The sequence below is a fragment of the Paenibacillus helianthi genome (genome assembly GCF_001909055.1).
Classification (GTDB): Bacteria; Bacillota; Bacilli; order Paenibacillales; family Paenibacillaceae; genus Paenibacillus_AQ; species Paenibacillus_AQ helianthi.
In genome coordinates this window covers 144,035-158,675 of record NZ_LVWI01000048.1, presented here as the reverse complement: position 1 = coordinate 158,675, position 14,641 = coordinate 144,035, and the positions used below count along the sequence as shown (strand labels likewise).

Annotated in this window: 11 protein-coding genes; 7 read left to right on the top strand and 4 right to left on the bottom strand. The window is 50.8% G+C overall.

The window, feature by feature from the left end:
• The first annotated feature begins 95 nt into the window (after positions 1 to 95).
• Entirely contained in the window at positions 96 to 2,225 is a 2,130-nt protein-coding gene (locus tag A3844_RS18245; RefSeq protein WP_074108137.1) for a class I SAM-dependent methyltransferase, read from the top strand.
• A 296-nt stretch (positions 2,226 to 2,521) separates the two neighbouring features.
• On the opposite strand, the gene A3844_RS18240 is transcribed toward A3844_RS18245, so the two are convergent.
• The gene (locus tag A3844_RS18240) at positions 2,522 to 3,439 is read right to left on the bottom strand and encodes an AraC family transcriptional regulator (protein WP_074108136.1); all 918 of its coding nucleotides are present in this window, start codon (positions 3,437 to 3,439) and stop codon (positions 2,522 to 2,524) included.
• Positions 3,440 to 3,565: 126 nt separating this feature from the next.
• Here A3844_RS18240 and yicI point away from each other — a divergent pair, with 126 nt between their 5' ends.
• The 3 genes from yicI to A3844_RS18225 all read left to right on the top strand — a co-directional run bounded on the left by yicI (position 3,566) and on the right by A3844_RS18225 (position 7,693).
• Positions 3,566 to 5,887, top strand: coding sequence for an alpha-xylosidase (gene yicI, locus A3844_RS18235; protein WP_074108135.1), 2,322 nt, complete (start codon positions 3,566 to 3,568; stop codon positions 5,885 to 5,887).
• Positions 5,888 to 6,114: 227 nt separating this feature from the next.
• On the top strand, positions 6,115 to 7,299 hold the full coding sequence (locus A3844_RS18230; protein ID WP_074108134.1) for an SGNH/GDSL hydrolase family protein: 1,185 nt from the start codon (positions 6,115 to 6,117) through the stop codon (positions 7,297 to 7,299).
• An 85-nt stretch (positions 7,300 to 7,384) separates the two neighbouring features.
• Positions 7,385 to 7,693: a hypothetical protein gene (locus A3844_RS18225; RefSeq protein WP_074083311.1), complete on the top strand. Its 309-nt coding sequence runs from the start codon at positions 7,385 to 7,387 to the stop codon at positions 7,691 to 7,693.
• Between the two features lie 56 nt (positions 7,694 to 7,749).
• Here A3844_RS18225 and A3844_RS33475 read toward each other — a convergent pair whose 3' ends face one another.
• The 3 genes from A3844_RS33475 to A3844_RS18215 form a co-directional block, all read right to left on the bottom strand.
• Entirely contained in the window at positions 7,750 to 7,845 is a 96-nt protein-coding gene (locus A3844_RS33475) for a YjcZ family sporulation protein (protein ID WP_218619217.1), read from the bottom strand.
• A 92-nt stretch (positions 7,846 to 7,937) separates the two neighbouring features.
• Positions 7,938 to 9,566, bottom strand: a complete 1,629-nt coding sequence (locus tag A3844_RS18220; protein WP_074108133.1) for a response regulator — start codon at positions 9,564 to 9,566, stop codon at positions 7,938 to 7,940.
• Positions 9,563 to 11,395 carry a sensor histidine kinase gene (locus tag A3844_RS18215; protein WP_074108132.1) on the bottom strand — a complete coding sequence of 611 codons (1,833 nt, stop codon included), beginning with the start codon at positions 11,393 to 11,395 and terminating at the stop codon, positions 9,563 to 9,565. The genes A3844_RS18220 and A3844_RS18215 overlap by 4 nt, the downstream gene beginning before the upstream one ends.
• Positions 11,396 to 11,528: 133 nt before the next feature.
• Between A3844_RS18215 and A3844_RS18210 the strand changes: the two genes are divergently transcribed.
• Genes A3844_RS18210 through A3844_RS18200 form a run of 3 tightly spaced genes read left to right on the top strand, consistent with a single transcriptional unit; the run spans position 11,529 to position 14,606 of the window.
• On the top strand, positions 11,529 to 12,410 hold the full coding sequence (locus tag A3844_RS18210; RefSeq protein WP_074082835.1) for a carbohydrate ABC transporter permease: 882 nt from the start codon (positions 11,529 to 11,531) through the stop codon (positions 12,408 to 12,410).
• Complete coding sequence (locus A3844_RS18205; RefSeq protein ID WP_074082838.1) at positions 12,410 to 13,243, top strand: carbohydrate ABC transporter permease; 834 nt, start codon at positions 12,410 to 12,412, stop codon at positions 13,241 to 13,243. Before A3844_RS18210 ends, A3844_RS18205 begins: the two co-directional genes overlap by 1 nt.
• Positions 13,244 to 13,298: 55 nt before the next feature.
• Positions 13,299 to 14,606 (top strand): ABC transporter substrate-binding protein, encoded by a 1,308-nt coding sequence (locus tag A3844_RS18200; protein WP_074082841.1) that lies wholly within the window; start codon positions 13,299 to 13,301, stop codon positions 14,604 to 14,606.
• Positions 14,607 to 14,641 lie beyond the last annotated feature (35 nt).

Genomic DNA, 14,641 nt, shown 5'->3' with positions numbered 1-14,641 from the left:
AATTAATGCAGCAATGCCGCTCCTTACATCCCCACACGGTTTGTATAGACATTCTCGAAAAATATTTGACTTATACATACTTAGGAGGAATTAGCATGCTGAAATCCCTGCGAGCCATTGAAGAATACCGGGAAACCGGACAGTTGTACGGCGGAGGCTTCCCCTGGCTGGAATATATCGTTCAAGCGGAAGAAACGATTGTCAACATGGAACGCGTAGACTCTCTGCATGAACTGGAATACATAAACCCGGTGCTGGATTACGTGGAGCGGAGCCTGCGTCTGCTGGATAGTCTGGCGTTGTCGTATTGGATCAAGGAGTTGGCCGAAGAGACATTGGTCTGGTCAGAGACGGCAAAGGGCGGGACATTGCGCCAGCGCCAGCTGTGGCAGGCGGAAAGGATTAATATTTTTGTGCACAATATCGGCTCTGCTCAGCTATATTTGAGGCATATAGAGGCAGTTGGGGCGGAGGAATATGGTCTGCAGACTGTTCGTGGGATGGAGGCGGGGGGTACCGAAGCAGCGAAGCAAGAGATTGTGCATCGGCTGATTGAAACACATGGCCTCATCGGGCAGCAGATTCGCGGCGAGGTGCCGCCATCCGTCAACCGTCCGCTGGCGTCGATGGTAGAGGAAGGGCTGCTGACCGCTGATGAGCTGGAGCGCCTGCTGTTCGCACTGAATCACTGCATAATTTCCGCGGTATCCCCGGAGCTGTGGCAGGAGGTGCGGACCGAGGTGATGGAGCTGATCGCCGTGATTTCGTCCGGGGATCTGCTGCATGCCGGGGTACCGATGAAAGAGCGTTTGCGGAGAATGCGTGCGGGGGCAATTGCAGCCGGCGAGGATTATGATACCGAGTGGAGCAGCCTGGTGCAGGAGGGCTTCAATCCCGATGTTCTGGAGCTGATGCAGCCGATTACGTTCTGGTATGTGGAATCGGCGCTGCAGACCTTTTCGCTGGAGCAGTTTCTCAAGGTTGTGGCTCTCACTGCCTGCGGCAGTAAGCTGACCGGTCTGAACCATATCAGCTACGAGGCGGTTATGAACAGCATTTATTATGACTACAAAGGTGCCAAGAAGATTAATGTATACAAGAAACGGATCATTGAAAAGTACTTATCCGGGCTGGCCTGGGAGGAGATTCTGAATGGTTCTGCCTCTCCGGGCAATCCGCATCTGATTCACCGGCTGCGGCGGGAGGAGTATTTGCCGGACACGCTGTTCTTCCATTTCGAGTTCTCGCCGGCAGCGGAGAAGCTGATTGAGTTCTGCACCGAAGCGGAGAAGTCGGCACTGTACGAACGGGCTGTGCTGATGTTGTTCGATTTGTTTGAGCTGCGCCGTGATGCCTTTGACCGGTTCCATAACGAGGATACGTATTTAAGCCAAATGAATGAGACGGCAGACTATAAAACGGTCATTCTGGAGTATGTCACCGGCCGGAAGGTGCTGGACATAGGCCCTGGCGGCGGGGTGCTGCTGGATCTGATCGAAGAGCGGATGCCTGGCGTGATACCGGTGGGCATTGATATCTCCAGCAATGTTGTCGAAGCGCTGCGCCAGAAGAAGCAGCGGGAGGGCCGGCGCTGGGAAGTGCTGCAGGGCGATGCGCTGAACCTTAAGGACTTTGTGGAGCCGGGTACGGTGGATACTGTTATTTTCTCCTCCATTCTGCATGAGCTGTATTCCTATGTGCCGTTTAATGGGCGGAAGTTCAATCATGAGACCGTGGCTGCGGCACTGGTGAGTAGCTTTGAGGTGTTGGCAGACGGCGGCGTGATTATTATCCGCGACGGCATTATGAGCGAGCCGGTGAATCAGCGGCGCCGGGTGCGTTTTCTGGAGGCTGGCGGGATGGCGGCGCTGGCGCGGTATGCCAAGGATTTTGCCGGACGGGACATTCAAGTTGAGCACGTAGATGAGCAAGAGGTGCTGATGCCGGTGAACGATGCCATGGAGTTTCTGTACACCTATACCTGGGGAGAAGAAGCTTATATCCATGAGGTTCAGGAGCAGTTCGGTTATTTCACTCCGACCCGGTATAAGGCCTTTATTCAGCAGACCTTGGGGGAACGGGCGAAGCTTGAGGTTTTCCGCCACTATTTACAGGAGGGCTATACGGATGCGCTGAAGGACCGTGTGGTCATTATGGATGAGGAAGGCCACGGGGTGCCGCTGCCGGACAGCACTTGCTTTATTGTGATTCGGAAGGAAGGGTAGATTTCCAGCTGCCTTTCCGCAAGAGAGACGGGACAATTTAGTTTTGTACAAAGATTAGGGTTGCCACTTCGGTCGACGAGTAATAGTTGGGCACCGGATTCGTGGGATTTTCTCCACTTCCTGGTGCCTGGATTATGCTAGGTGAGGCTTATATTGGAATTAGTATACTTAATTCAGCTAGTGGCAGCCTGAAAGGGATGTTATTGCGGAATTAAGTTTACTTTTTCCACTAAATTCTCATAACAGAGCAAATTCGGCAGAATTAGTTCTACTTTTTCCACTTAGGGGCTCTGAGCTTAAGGATATAGTTGCCCCTGCGCGGAGACTTGCCCCTGTCCTTTGCGGAATTCCGAAGGAGAGCATTTCATCGCCTTGCGGAACACTTTGATGAAATAGCTGACGTTGTCGAAGCCAACCTCCAGGGCGATGTCGGAGATTTTACGTTCCGTCTGCTGCAGCAGGTCTGCGGCCTGGCGGATGCGGTAGGAGTTGATATAATCGACCGGTGTTTTACGGGTCATGGCCTTGAAGAAGCGGCAGAATTGGCCTTCACTCATCGGAATCAGCTCCGAAAGATCACGGGTACGGATCGGTTCCTGGTAGTTGTCCTGAATATAGAGAATAACCTTTTTGAGCCGGTTGATCTTGGTGGTATCGGCGCTCTCTGACTGGCTGTGGTTCACCGAACGGCCCTCTATGGCGATTTGGGAGAGCATGATCAGCAAAGTTCCTTTCATAAAGGACTCGAATCCGGGCACTTTATGATCATATGCCTCCATCATGCGCTCCAGATGGCGCAGCAGCTCCTGCTGCCAGGGGAGAGCGGGTTTAATATGGCGGGGGAAACTCTGACGTTTCTCCAGAAGCGGCAGAATCACCGTCTGCTGAATGGTATCATATTGAGCGCTGGCCAGCAGATCGGGGTGGAAGACCAGTGCGCAGAAGCGGCAGGGGATATCTTTTAGCGCATATGCCGCATGGACATCACCGGATTCAATGAACACAGCTTCACCTGGACGGAGCGGGAAATAATCGGTATCGACCTGGAACATAATCTCTCCCTCCAGCAGCAGGAAGAACTCGGCTTCCTCATGCCAGTGCGTATCCAGGACAGGGGTTCCGGCAGGAAGCTCGATCCAATAGGCGGCGAGTGGAAACATTACATCCCCATGAACACGGTCTTCTTTGAGCAGACGCTGCGAGGTGCGGTCCATTATGGGCCTCCTTTTCAATGAAACATCAGAATAATGTTATAAATAAGCTATATTATATTAGTTTTGTCTAATTATTATCGTTATAATGCAACTATAAACACCAAATTGAAGGGTGGCAAGTACCACATGAAATTTACAGACGGCCTCTGGCTGGTTCGTGACGGAATCAACATCAATGGTGCAGTTCAGAACTATGTAGTGGAAAAAACGGCTGAAGGTTTGACTGCTGTCACGCAGACGACTCCGATTACAGGACGTGCAGCAACCCTGAATTCCACACTCTTGACTGTGAAATTCCATTCCCCGCTTCCAGGCGTGGTAGGCATCAAAATCATTCACAATGATGGCGTATTGGACCGCGGTCCAGCCTTTGAATTGACGAAGGGAACCGGCGATCACGTACAAATCGAAGAAACCGAAGCACAGACTGTGCTGATCAGCGGCGGACTTCGTGTTGTAATCAACAAAGGGACGCATTGGTCCGTAGACTTCTACCGGGGCGACGAGCGCATTACCGGCAGCGGTTACAAATCGATGGCTTACATTACCGATCAGGACGGCAACACGTTCATGCGTGAAGAGCTGGATATCGGCGTAGGCGAATTCGTCTATGGTCTGGGCGAGCGCTTTACCTCTTTTGTCAAAAACGGACAGGTGGTTGACCTCTGGAACAAGGATGGCGGCACCAGCTCTGAGCAGGCCTATAAAAACATTCCTTTCTATGTTACAAGCAAAGGCTATGGTGTGTTTGTTAACCATCCCGAACTGGTATCGTATGAAATCGCTTCAGAAAAAGTGAAAAAAGCCCAGTTCAGTGTAGCCGGCGAAAGCCTGGAATACTTCATCATCGAAGGGCCTTCCATTAAAGAAGTCATCACCAAATACACCTCGCTAACCGGCAAGCCAGCGCTTCCGCCAGCGTGGACCTTCGGCCTGTGGCTGACCACTTCATTCACAACCGACTACGATGAAGCGACCGTTAATTCCTTCGTTGAAGGTATGGCTGAACGCGATCTGCCGCTGCATGTTTTCCACTTTGACTGCTTCTGGATGCGTGAATACCAATGGACGGATTTCCAGTGGGACCCGCGCGTATTCCCGGACCCTGTCGGCATGCTGAAACGCCTGAAGGACAAAGGCCTGAAAATCTGTGTGTGGATCAACTCCTATATCGGACAGCGTTCACCGCTGTTTGAAGAAGGCAAGAAAAACGGCTATCTGATCAAAAAAGCAAACGGCGACGTGTATCAGACAGACCTGTGGCAAGCGGGCATGGGACTTGTAGACTTTACGAACCCTGCAGCTTGTGAATGGTATGCCGGCTACCTGCGTGGCCTGGTGGATATGGGTGTAGACAGCTTCAAGACTGACTTCGGCGAACGCATTCCTACCGATGTGGTGTACTTCGACGGCTCTGACCCGCAGAAAATGCATAACTATTACACTCAAATGTACAACAAAGTGGTCTTTGAAGTACTGGAAGAGAAGCTTGGCAAACATGAAGCTGCTGTATTTGCCCGTTCGGCAACGGCCGGCGGACAGCAGTTCCCGGTTCACTGGGGCGGCGACTGCTACGCGGATTATGAGTCGATGGCAGAGAGCCTTCGCGGCGGTTTGTCCCTGGGCTTGTCCGGCTTCGGTTTCTGGAGTCATGATATCGGCGGGTTCGAAAATACGGCTCCGGCGCATGTGTTCAAACGCTGGCTGGCCTTCGGCCTGCTCTCCAGCCATAGCCGTCTGCACGGCAGCACCTCGTACCGCGTGCCTTGGGCGTACGATGACGAAGCTGTGGATGTTACCCGCTTCTTCACCAAGCTCAAATGCAGCCTGATGCCTTACCTGTATGATATCGCCGGACAGGCACATGAGCAGGGCTGGGCTTCGATGCGTGCGATGGTGATGGAGTTCCCTGAAGATCCAACCTGTGAAGTGCTTGACCGTCAATATATGCTCGGCGATAAGCTGCTGGTGGCTCCAATCTTCCAGGAAAACGGCGAAGTGAAATACTATCTGCCGGCTGGACGCTGGACACATCTGCTTAACGGTGAAACGGTTCAAGGCGGATCATGGCGTAAAGAAAAACATGATTTCTTCAGCCTGCCGCTGTTTGTCCGTCAGAACTCACTGCTGGCTACAGGCAGTGTAGATACCCGCCCGGATTATGATTTTGCCGATGGCGTGAAATTCGGCCTGTATGCACTGGAAGACGGAACAGCAACGACTGCAACTGTTCGTGATATGAATGGTGCGCCTGAGCTGACCGTGAAGGCTGAACGTAAGGGCAGCAAGGTTACCGTTACGGCAGAAGGAAGCGGCAAGGCATTCACGCTGGCTGTGAAAGACCTGGGCGCTATCGCTTCCGTAGACGGAGCAGAGCAAGCGGACGATACAACAGTGAAAGTGAACGCCGGAGCCAAATCCGTATCGTTCACCATCACGCTGAAATAAGAATAAGGATTCTGCACAATAGCAGAATGACACACAACCTCTCTGTACGGCATGGCTGCGAAGGCTTCCATGGAGTCAGAGAGGTTTTTGCTGTGAGGGGATCTGCCGGAGGTGTCCGGGGATCAGAATTGTGTTATATATCGGCTGATTCGTATTAGTTTTATGCCGGTAATGTCCGTATACTGTGAATGTTTACAGATTTGTATGAACGAAGGAGCTACTTCACTATGCACAGTCAAGAGAATCAAGGCGGAGTATTCAGCCAGTCTGAGTACGCCTCAGCCACGGCGCTGTCCACGGCCGCCAATTATATCATGAACTCGCAGGAGCCATTCACGCATACTTACCGGACGTACATCCGGTTGCGTGAGAATGGAAGCTTGACCCTGAAATTCTGGCACAGCAACGCGGTGGATTCAACCTGGGATATGGGGCTTGAAGCGAGAGGCAGCGAGCCGGGAGGCGAATGGAGCATTGAGGCGGCTTATATTGCCGACGGAGGGCTTGCGCCGGATGGTACTGTCGCGGCAGGCACTGAGGTGCCTGTAACTTTCTCGGGAGCAGCGGCGAAGCAGGTGGCCCCGGGGGAGACTTTCTGGAGTGACGAGGCTTCGCTTACACTGCCGGAGGGCCACTATCTTGCTTTTACATGGACGATTAGAACGGCTGCACCGGGCAAAACCTTCCCTTACAACGTAGAGGGCATCCTGGTCTCTGCCTACGATGCCCCGGGGAATCTCGCCGGACAGGAATCGAATGCTTCCTTCCGTGTATCGGACAATCTTCTGGTATTGCCAAGCTACATCGGCTACAAGAAAAAAGTGTCCAAAAGACTCATATTCCTGGGTGATTCCATCACACAGGGTGTGCGGACGGCTAAGGACGAATATTCCTACTGGGCTGCGCGGATAGCGGAAGGGCTTGGAACCGGGTATGGGCTGTGGAATCTCGGGTCCGGCTGGGGCAGAGCTTACGATGTGGCCACGAACGGCTCTTGGCTGAATAAGGCTAAGCAGGGAGATGAAGTACTTATTGTGCTGGGCGTGAATGATCTCGATATCGGCAAGCGCTCGGCTGGGGAATTGGTTGAAGATCTGACGCACATCATTTCCTTGTTGAGAGAGGTCAATCCGGAAGTGGAGATTATTCTAAGCACTGTGCCGCCATTTAATTTTGAGGGCGAGCGTGAGGAAGCCTGGCGCAGTGTAAATGCACAGATTCTTACCGCGCCGCCTGCGGGAGTCAGCCGTATATTTGATATCGCGGCCGTACTGTCTATGCCGGCTCCGGCGGACCATAGAGTCCGCGCGGAGTACATGAGCAATAGTGACGACCCGCATCCGAACGGCACGGCCGGCAAAGCGGTGGCGGATGCTTTTCTGGCATGGTATGAAGGAACAGTTAGTAAGTAAGGCTCTAGAAGGATTTCCGAAAGAAGAACACCCAAAGCACGCTAGGCATACTATGTATTACTTTTACAGGAAGGTAGTGCTTACTATGGGTATCCAAATGGGATCACAGCAAAAAGTGTTATATCAAGCTGACAATCATTATGTCCAAAACCTGAAATCCGTTAGAGATCACTTACATGGCATATGCAGACAACATGCCAATCAGTTTGTCCGAGTACAAACATTAGACGGTCAAGTGTTCACCGGGAGAATTGTGGGCTGTGATAGAGGGTTGGTTTATTTGAAGGTACAGCATCATGGAGGACAACGTGCTTTTTTTGGAAGCAGCAGTGATGAAATGATATTAACCCTTGTGCTGTATGAATTGCTTGTTATTACTCTGTTATATACTTGACATATAAAAGAGAACCTACATGTTTGTAGGCTCTCTTTTTTTGGGCCTATGACTGATTAAAATGTTCTAAGAATAATCACCAGCAGAATATACAGCACCAAGATTGTAGTAGTGGAAGTAACAAGGCCTCCAATATTTCCGCAACCGCTCATTGTATAACCTCCTCCGCGTTTTCATCTTACAGACCCATGATATGCACCTTCCTCAATCTCTGTATGGACGATTAACCCGATTGAAAAATATATCAGGGGGTATTCTGCATCCGGTAATCCTTGGGAGTGAGGCCCACCTGTTTTTTGAACACCTTGCTGAAGTATTTGACATCATGAAAACCGACCATTTCCGAGATTTGCGACAGCTTCAGGTTGGGGTTCTGCAGCAGAAGCTTGGCTTTGTCGATTCTGACATTGCCGATGAAGTCAGAGAAATTGATGCCATACTCCTGCTTGAATTTGCGTGAAATGTATTCGCGGCTAACGTAGAATTTACCGGCTACCTCCTGCAGTGACAGGTCGGAGGGGTAGTTCTGCTCAATATATTTTACAATATCCGTCATCGGGTTACGTTCCTTCACTGCTCTGGCGGCAAGCTCCTGCGAGAGCTGCTGCAGCATGGCGAAGGACCAGTCGCGCCAGGCGAACAGAGAAAAGGAGTAGCCGCTCGGCAGTGGAGCCGGATTGAGGGTATCCGCCCGCTCCAGCTCTGCCAGTGCACGATCGGCCTGTCCGCCCAGGACTTCCCGCACCAGCCGGGAACGGAAGAGCAGGGCGTCGGCTTTCCAGGAATTCAGCATCTCCGGGGTAACCACACCCCGGCGGCTGAGCTCGTGGGTCCAATGCTCTGCTGCGGCTGACAGCACTTCAGGACTGCCGCTGATCACGGCCATTCTCCATTCTTCCTGTACGTCTGCAAAGAGCATCGGCGCCCCGTTTCCGGTATCCAAAGGAACAGCGGGCGAGGAGAAATGGCAGTAATCTTCATGTCTTAACAGATTCCGCCGGAGTAGTGCTTCGGCGGCTTCTGCCCGTTCTGCGGGCAGGCCTCCAGGCAGGCTTCCTACTGAGCTGATGCCAAAGTGCATGCGGAACTGCAGTGTCAGGTATATTCCCTGGTTGATCCGGTTGACCAGCTCGACAACCGATTCCTGAACATCCCACAGGATCATTGCGATTTCAGGCGGTCCGCCCCAATAGCGGAACGCAATCCCTTTGCTCTGCTGCAGAAATTCATTGCAGATATTGACGATGGCATAATACATCAGCTCACTGTCTCCGCCGAACCGTTTGATCAACGGATTGTTGCCGGGGTCAGTCTGTACCAGAATCAGCCGTGAGACGCTGGCATGGTGCGGGACCACTCCCTCATCCAAAAGCCTCCGCAGCGTGGCTTCCGCATTCAATGGATCATCGATCAGCGCCGACAGCAGCTTCTCCCCGTAGATGGGCTTGATTTCATTCAGCCTTATACTTTGTTTCTGCCGGTGGTTTCGTTCTTCCTCTTCGGTCCGCCAGGCGGCTACCGCTTTGGATACAGCGTTATTGATCATTTCCGGCTCAATGGGTTTGAGAATATAGTCAATCCCGCCGTGCCGGACGGTTTGGCGGACAAAGTCAAAATCATTATGGCCGCTGACCACAATAAACTTGGTACTCCCGGCAAATTCATTGACCCAGGTCATCAGCTCAATCCCGTTACCCGACTCCATCATCATATCCATGATGACAAGTGCCGGCTTTTCCTTGCGGATCAGCTGGATAGCTTCGTTACCGTTCCCGGCCTCCAGAATTTCCCCGATCTGATGCGCGTCCCAGTCAACCAGAAGTCTGACCGCCTTGCGCACTCTGGCCTCATCGTCAACAATCAGCGCCTTCATATCCCTTCACTCTCCACAACAATTTCAATTTCCAATCTGACAATCACTCCGCCTGCCTTATGATTATCCACCATCAGCACAGCACTGTCCCCACAGACCAGCCTTAGCCGGGCCAGCACGTTGGGCAGTCCGATCCGGGCACCCGGGGCATCCCGTGTGCTGTCTTTGCTGTCCGCGTCCTTCAGGGAGTTAATATCCAGCCGGCTGGGATGCTCAAGCTCCTGCTGCAGAGCTTCCAGCCTCGCTCCAGGAATGGAGCTGCCGTTGTTTTGGATGATGATTTCCATCTTCCCGGAGGCAAGCCGGGCCGCTGTGAGTTCGATCAGCCCGTCGGTACGGGCGAGATTGAAGCCATGCTTGAAGTAATTCTCCACGATGGGCTGGAGGATCATTTTGGGCATCAGCGCATTCAGGAGCGATTCTTCCATATCGTAGCGGAAAGTGAACTTATTTTCAAAACGTTCCTTCTGCAGCTCCAAATAGGCTTTGACATGATCCAGCTCGTTTTGAACTGTAACAATTTTCTCATCATTGTACATGCTGTAGCGCATCATCTTGGCGAGCGCGGAGAGCAGGGCATAGATTTGCGGCACCTTAAGCTCCAAAGCAAGAGTACCGATAATCTGCAGCGTATTGTTCAGGAAGTGAGGATTAATCTGCGCCTGCAGTGCCCTCAGCTCATTGGTTTTGTTCGATAGTTCCAGCCGGTATTCGCGCAGAATCAGGTTGTTGATCGTATCCATCATGCTGCGGAAGCGTTCGGTGACGAGACCAATCTCATCCTTTCCGGTTGGCCTGATATCGATCTCCAGATTACCCGTCTGCACCTGATTCATGTACCTTGTCAACTGCTTAATGGGGGCCGTAATCCGGAAGGAGATGAGAATCGTCAGTGCAATAATCATAATCATCAGCAGTACCAGCAGCATGATGTTAATTCTGACGGCTTCGTTCGCTTCACGGTACAGGTAAGAGACCGGAATCTGCTTCACCAGCGTCCAGTTCAGTCCCGGGCTCTCAATCTTCTGATAGATAAACACGGCTCCGTCCTCTTCAAAATAACCCTGAGACTGCCCGTTTGCCGCGATTTGCTTGTCATACCAGGAGGCATGCAGCGGTTTACCCATGGTTGCCTCATCATGACTGTATACGAGCGTGCCGCTGTCATCCACCAGATAGATGTTTTCTTTATCGCGTTCATACAACTGGTCCATGATGTCCGTAAACGCTGTCAGCTTCACATCAATAGAGAGATAGCCGAGCGCATCGGTGGAAGGGACCCTCTCAATCCTTCTATGCAGGGTGAAGACCGGCTCCGGAGTCAACTGCGGAATCACTGAATTCAGCCCGTAGCTGTTGCTTATATGTGTACTCTGAATGGATAGGGGGGATGAATCCGTGATCCGGGATTTATCATAGAGCGGAATCCCCTGCCGGCGCATGGGTGTGGAGTTGTGGGCTACGAGCGTGGCTTTGCTATCCTTGACACGATATAGATAGACCTGAAAGATGTCAGGAATAGAAGTCAAAATATAGTTCAGCGAAGAGTAAATCCGGATATTGGCCGTCATATCATCGTAGCCCGCTTCAAGCTGCCTGTAGAAGTCGGAGTCCGAGTAGACCGTCAGGGACAGCCGGTTTACCTCCTGGATCAGGGTGCTGATATTTTTGTAGCCCTGGTATAGCAGGTTTTTATTCTCATCCACCGCGCGGGTTCTGAGAGACTTCGTCGTGTAAGAATAGCTAATAAACATCGTAGCCATGATACAGATTAGGGTTGGAAGGAGTAAAAATACAATCAATTTAGTGCGGATACTGTTCCATTTCATCGATTCTTGTCACATCCGATCAATATTTTACACCTTAAAGATCACCTGAGTAGGTGTGAGAGGTTCTTCAAAAAATAGATAATATGTTTAGATCATAAACAAGTGAGTGAGTAAAAGAAAGGGGGACGGATGAATGCGCGGTTCGAAGTTGTCCCAATTTGGTCAACAGGCTTTTTTTGTGGGTCCGGCATTATTGTTTTTTACCCTGATTACGATTATTCCATTTCTGATGGGAATGTATTATTCCTTCACGGACTGGAACGGCGTATCCGGAAACGTAAGCTGGGTTGGCATTGATAACTTTAAAGCGATATTTACAAATGATCCGGATTTCTGGTCATCCTTCTGGTTTACCGTAAGATTTACTGTGCTGGGAGTTGTTTTGACCAATGTAGTGGGCTTTTTCCTGGCCTATCTGCTGACTAAACCATTAAAAACACGCAATATGCTCCGTACCATTTTCTTCATGCCGAATGTGATCGGGGGATTGTTGCTCGGGTTTATATGGCAATTTATCTTTATCAAGGGTTTCGCCACGATGGGCGATGTCACCGGCTGGTCCTTCTTTAACCTTCCATGGCTCGGTGATGCAACTACGGGCTTCTGGGCAATTGTCTTAGTGTTTATCTGGCAGTCTTCCGGTTATCTGATGGTGATCTACATCGCTTCACTCAGTAACGTATCCAAAGAAGTGCTGGAAGCGGCTGAGATTGACGGCGCCTCCCGGATGCAGGTGCTTCGCAACATTATCGTACCGTTGATTATGCCTGCGGTAACCATCGGTTTGTTCCTGGCCATTTCCTGGTCCTTCAAAATGTTCGACCTGAACTTGTCGCTGACCAAAGGCGGACCGTTCAAATCGACCGAGTCTGTGGCCATGAATATCTATAATGAAGCCTTCCTTAACAACCGTTACGGTCTGGGCACGGCCAAAGCGCTGCTCTTCTTCCTGATTGTAGCTATCATCACTGTCATTCAGGTCCGTGTGACGAAGAGCAAGGAGGTAGAAGCTTAATGAATGCAAAGTCCAAGAGCAGATGGAATATCGGAATTGAAGTAATCATGATTCTTTTGGCGCTTCTATTCCTCTCTCCTTTCTATTTCTTGCTGGCGAACTCGGTGAAATCCTTCGGGGAGATCCTGAGTGATGCTGCAAGCTGGCCGCAGCACTTCATGTGGTCGAACTACTCAAGCGCATGGAAGTTGGCCCGCTTCTCTGAAGCCTTCCGCAACTCGCTGATTGTCACCATCATCAGTGTGGTTCTGATCTCTTTGTTCAGTGCCATGGCTGCTTACCGCATGGTTCGCGCCAATAACCGGTTTAACCGGGTGCTGCTGCTGCTGTTCGTAGCGGCGATGGTCGTTCCGTTCCAGACCATTATGATTCCGATCCTAAAGGTCGTTAATGTATTAGGAGTGAATAACTCCTTTCTGGGTCTCATTATTTCCAACCTGGGACTCAGTATTCCGATGGCGATCTTCCTGTTCCACGGCTTCATTAAGTCCGTACCTCTTGAAATTGAAGAGGCGGCAACGGTCGATGGCTGTAATCCGATATCGGCGTTCTTCCGGATTGTGCTTCCTCTGCTGAAGCCGATGCTGATGACCATTATCGTTCTGAATGCTCTGGGAATCTGGAATGACTATCTGCTTCCGTCGCTGATTCTTCAGGCACCTGAACTGCGGACCATTCCGCTGGCTACCTTCTCGTTCTTCGGGCAATATACGAAGCAATGGGATATGGCGCTCCCGGCACTGACAATCGGGGTTGCTCCAATTGTGATCTTCTATCTGTTCATGCAGCGGTACATTGTTGAGGGAATAGCGGCCGGCTCGGTGAAAGGTTAACACCGGGCCCCCGTTCCACATAGGAATCAGTTAAATTATACAAGGGGGAAATAAAATGATTAAGAAACGTTCTGCATTGTTGATGTCATCTGTAATGCTAATGACAGTAGTGCTCGCGGCTTGTGGCGGGAATTCAAATAATGCCGCATCCAATACTGCATCTAATGGAAGCGCTGGCAACAAATCCGGCGAAGTGAAAACGGTTAAAATTTTTCAGTTCAAGACTGAAATCGTGGAAGGCCTGAACGAGCTGAAGGTTGAATTCGAGAAAGAACATCCTAACATCAAGCTGGACATCCAAACGGTCGGCGGCGGTGCAGACTATGCGGCAGCCCTGAAGACTAAATTTGCTTCCGGCGATGCTCCTGATATTTTCTCGAACGGCGGTTACGCTGAAATGGCACTGTGGGCTGACAAATTGGAAGATCTGTCCGATCAGCCTTGGGTGAAGGATCTGATTCCTTTGGCTGCAGAGCCCATGACCAAAGACGGCAAAACCTATGGTATGCCAATGAACCTTGAAGGTATCGGTTATGTATACAATAAAGACCTGTTTGCAAAAGCGGGCATCACTGAAACTCCAAAGACCATTTCTGAGTTGGAACAAGACGCTAAGAAGCTGCAGGCGATCAATGTTATTCCTTTCGGCAACGCATATCAGGAATGGTGGCTGCTGGGTATCCAGGGGATTAGCGTAGCTTTTGCACAGCAGAATAATGTGGATGATTTCATCAAGGGCCTGAATGCCGGAACTTCCACAATCGTGGGCAACGAGAAATTCAAGGATTGGAGCAACCTGCTTAACCTGACTGTAAAATACGGACAAAAAAATCCGTTGACAACAGATGCTAATACTCACCTGGCTATGTTCGCCAATGGCGAAACAGCTATGATGCAGGAAGGCAACTGGGCACAGACTCTGGTGGACAACATCACGCCTAACATGAACATCGGTATGTTCCCTATGCCAATCAACGACGATGCTGCGATGAACGATAAGTTGTCTGTAGGCGTACCGTCCAACTTGGTTGTAAACAAGGATTCCGGATCGAAGGAAGAAGCTAAAACCTTCCTGAACTGGCTCGTAACTTCTGACATGGGTAAAGAATATATTACAAAAAAATGGAAGTTCATCCCTGCTCTGTCCACCATTCCAGCAACACCTGAAGATATCGGTCTGCTTGGTTCTGATGTATGGAAATATGTTAAAGAAGGTAAAGTATACGGTTTGCAGGCTTCAAAATTCCCTGATGGTGTAACTCAAGAATTCGCCAGCGTCATCCAAGAGCTGATCGCCGGTAAAACCGACGAAGCCGGCTGGGAAAAAGGTATGCAGGCTGCTTGGGACAAGCTGAAGAAATAAGCGGATCAAGTAAACAGAGAGTCCGGACACGGACC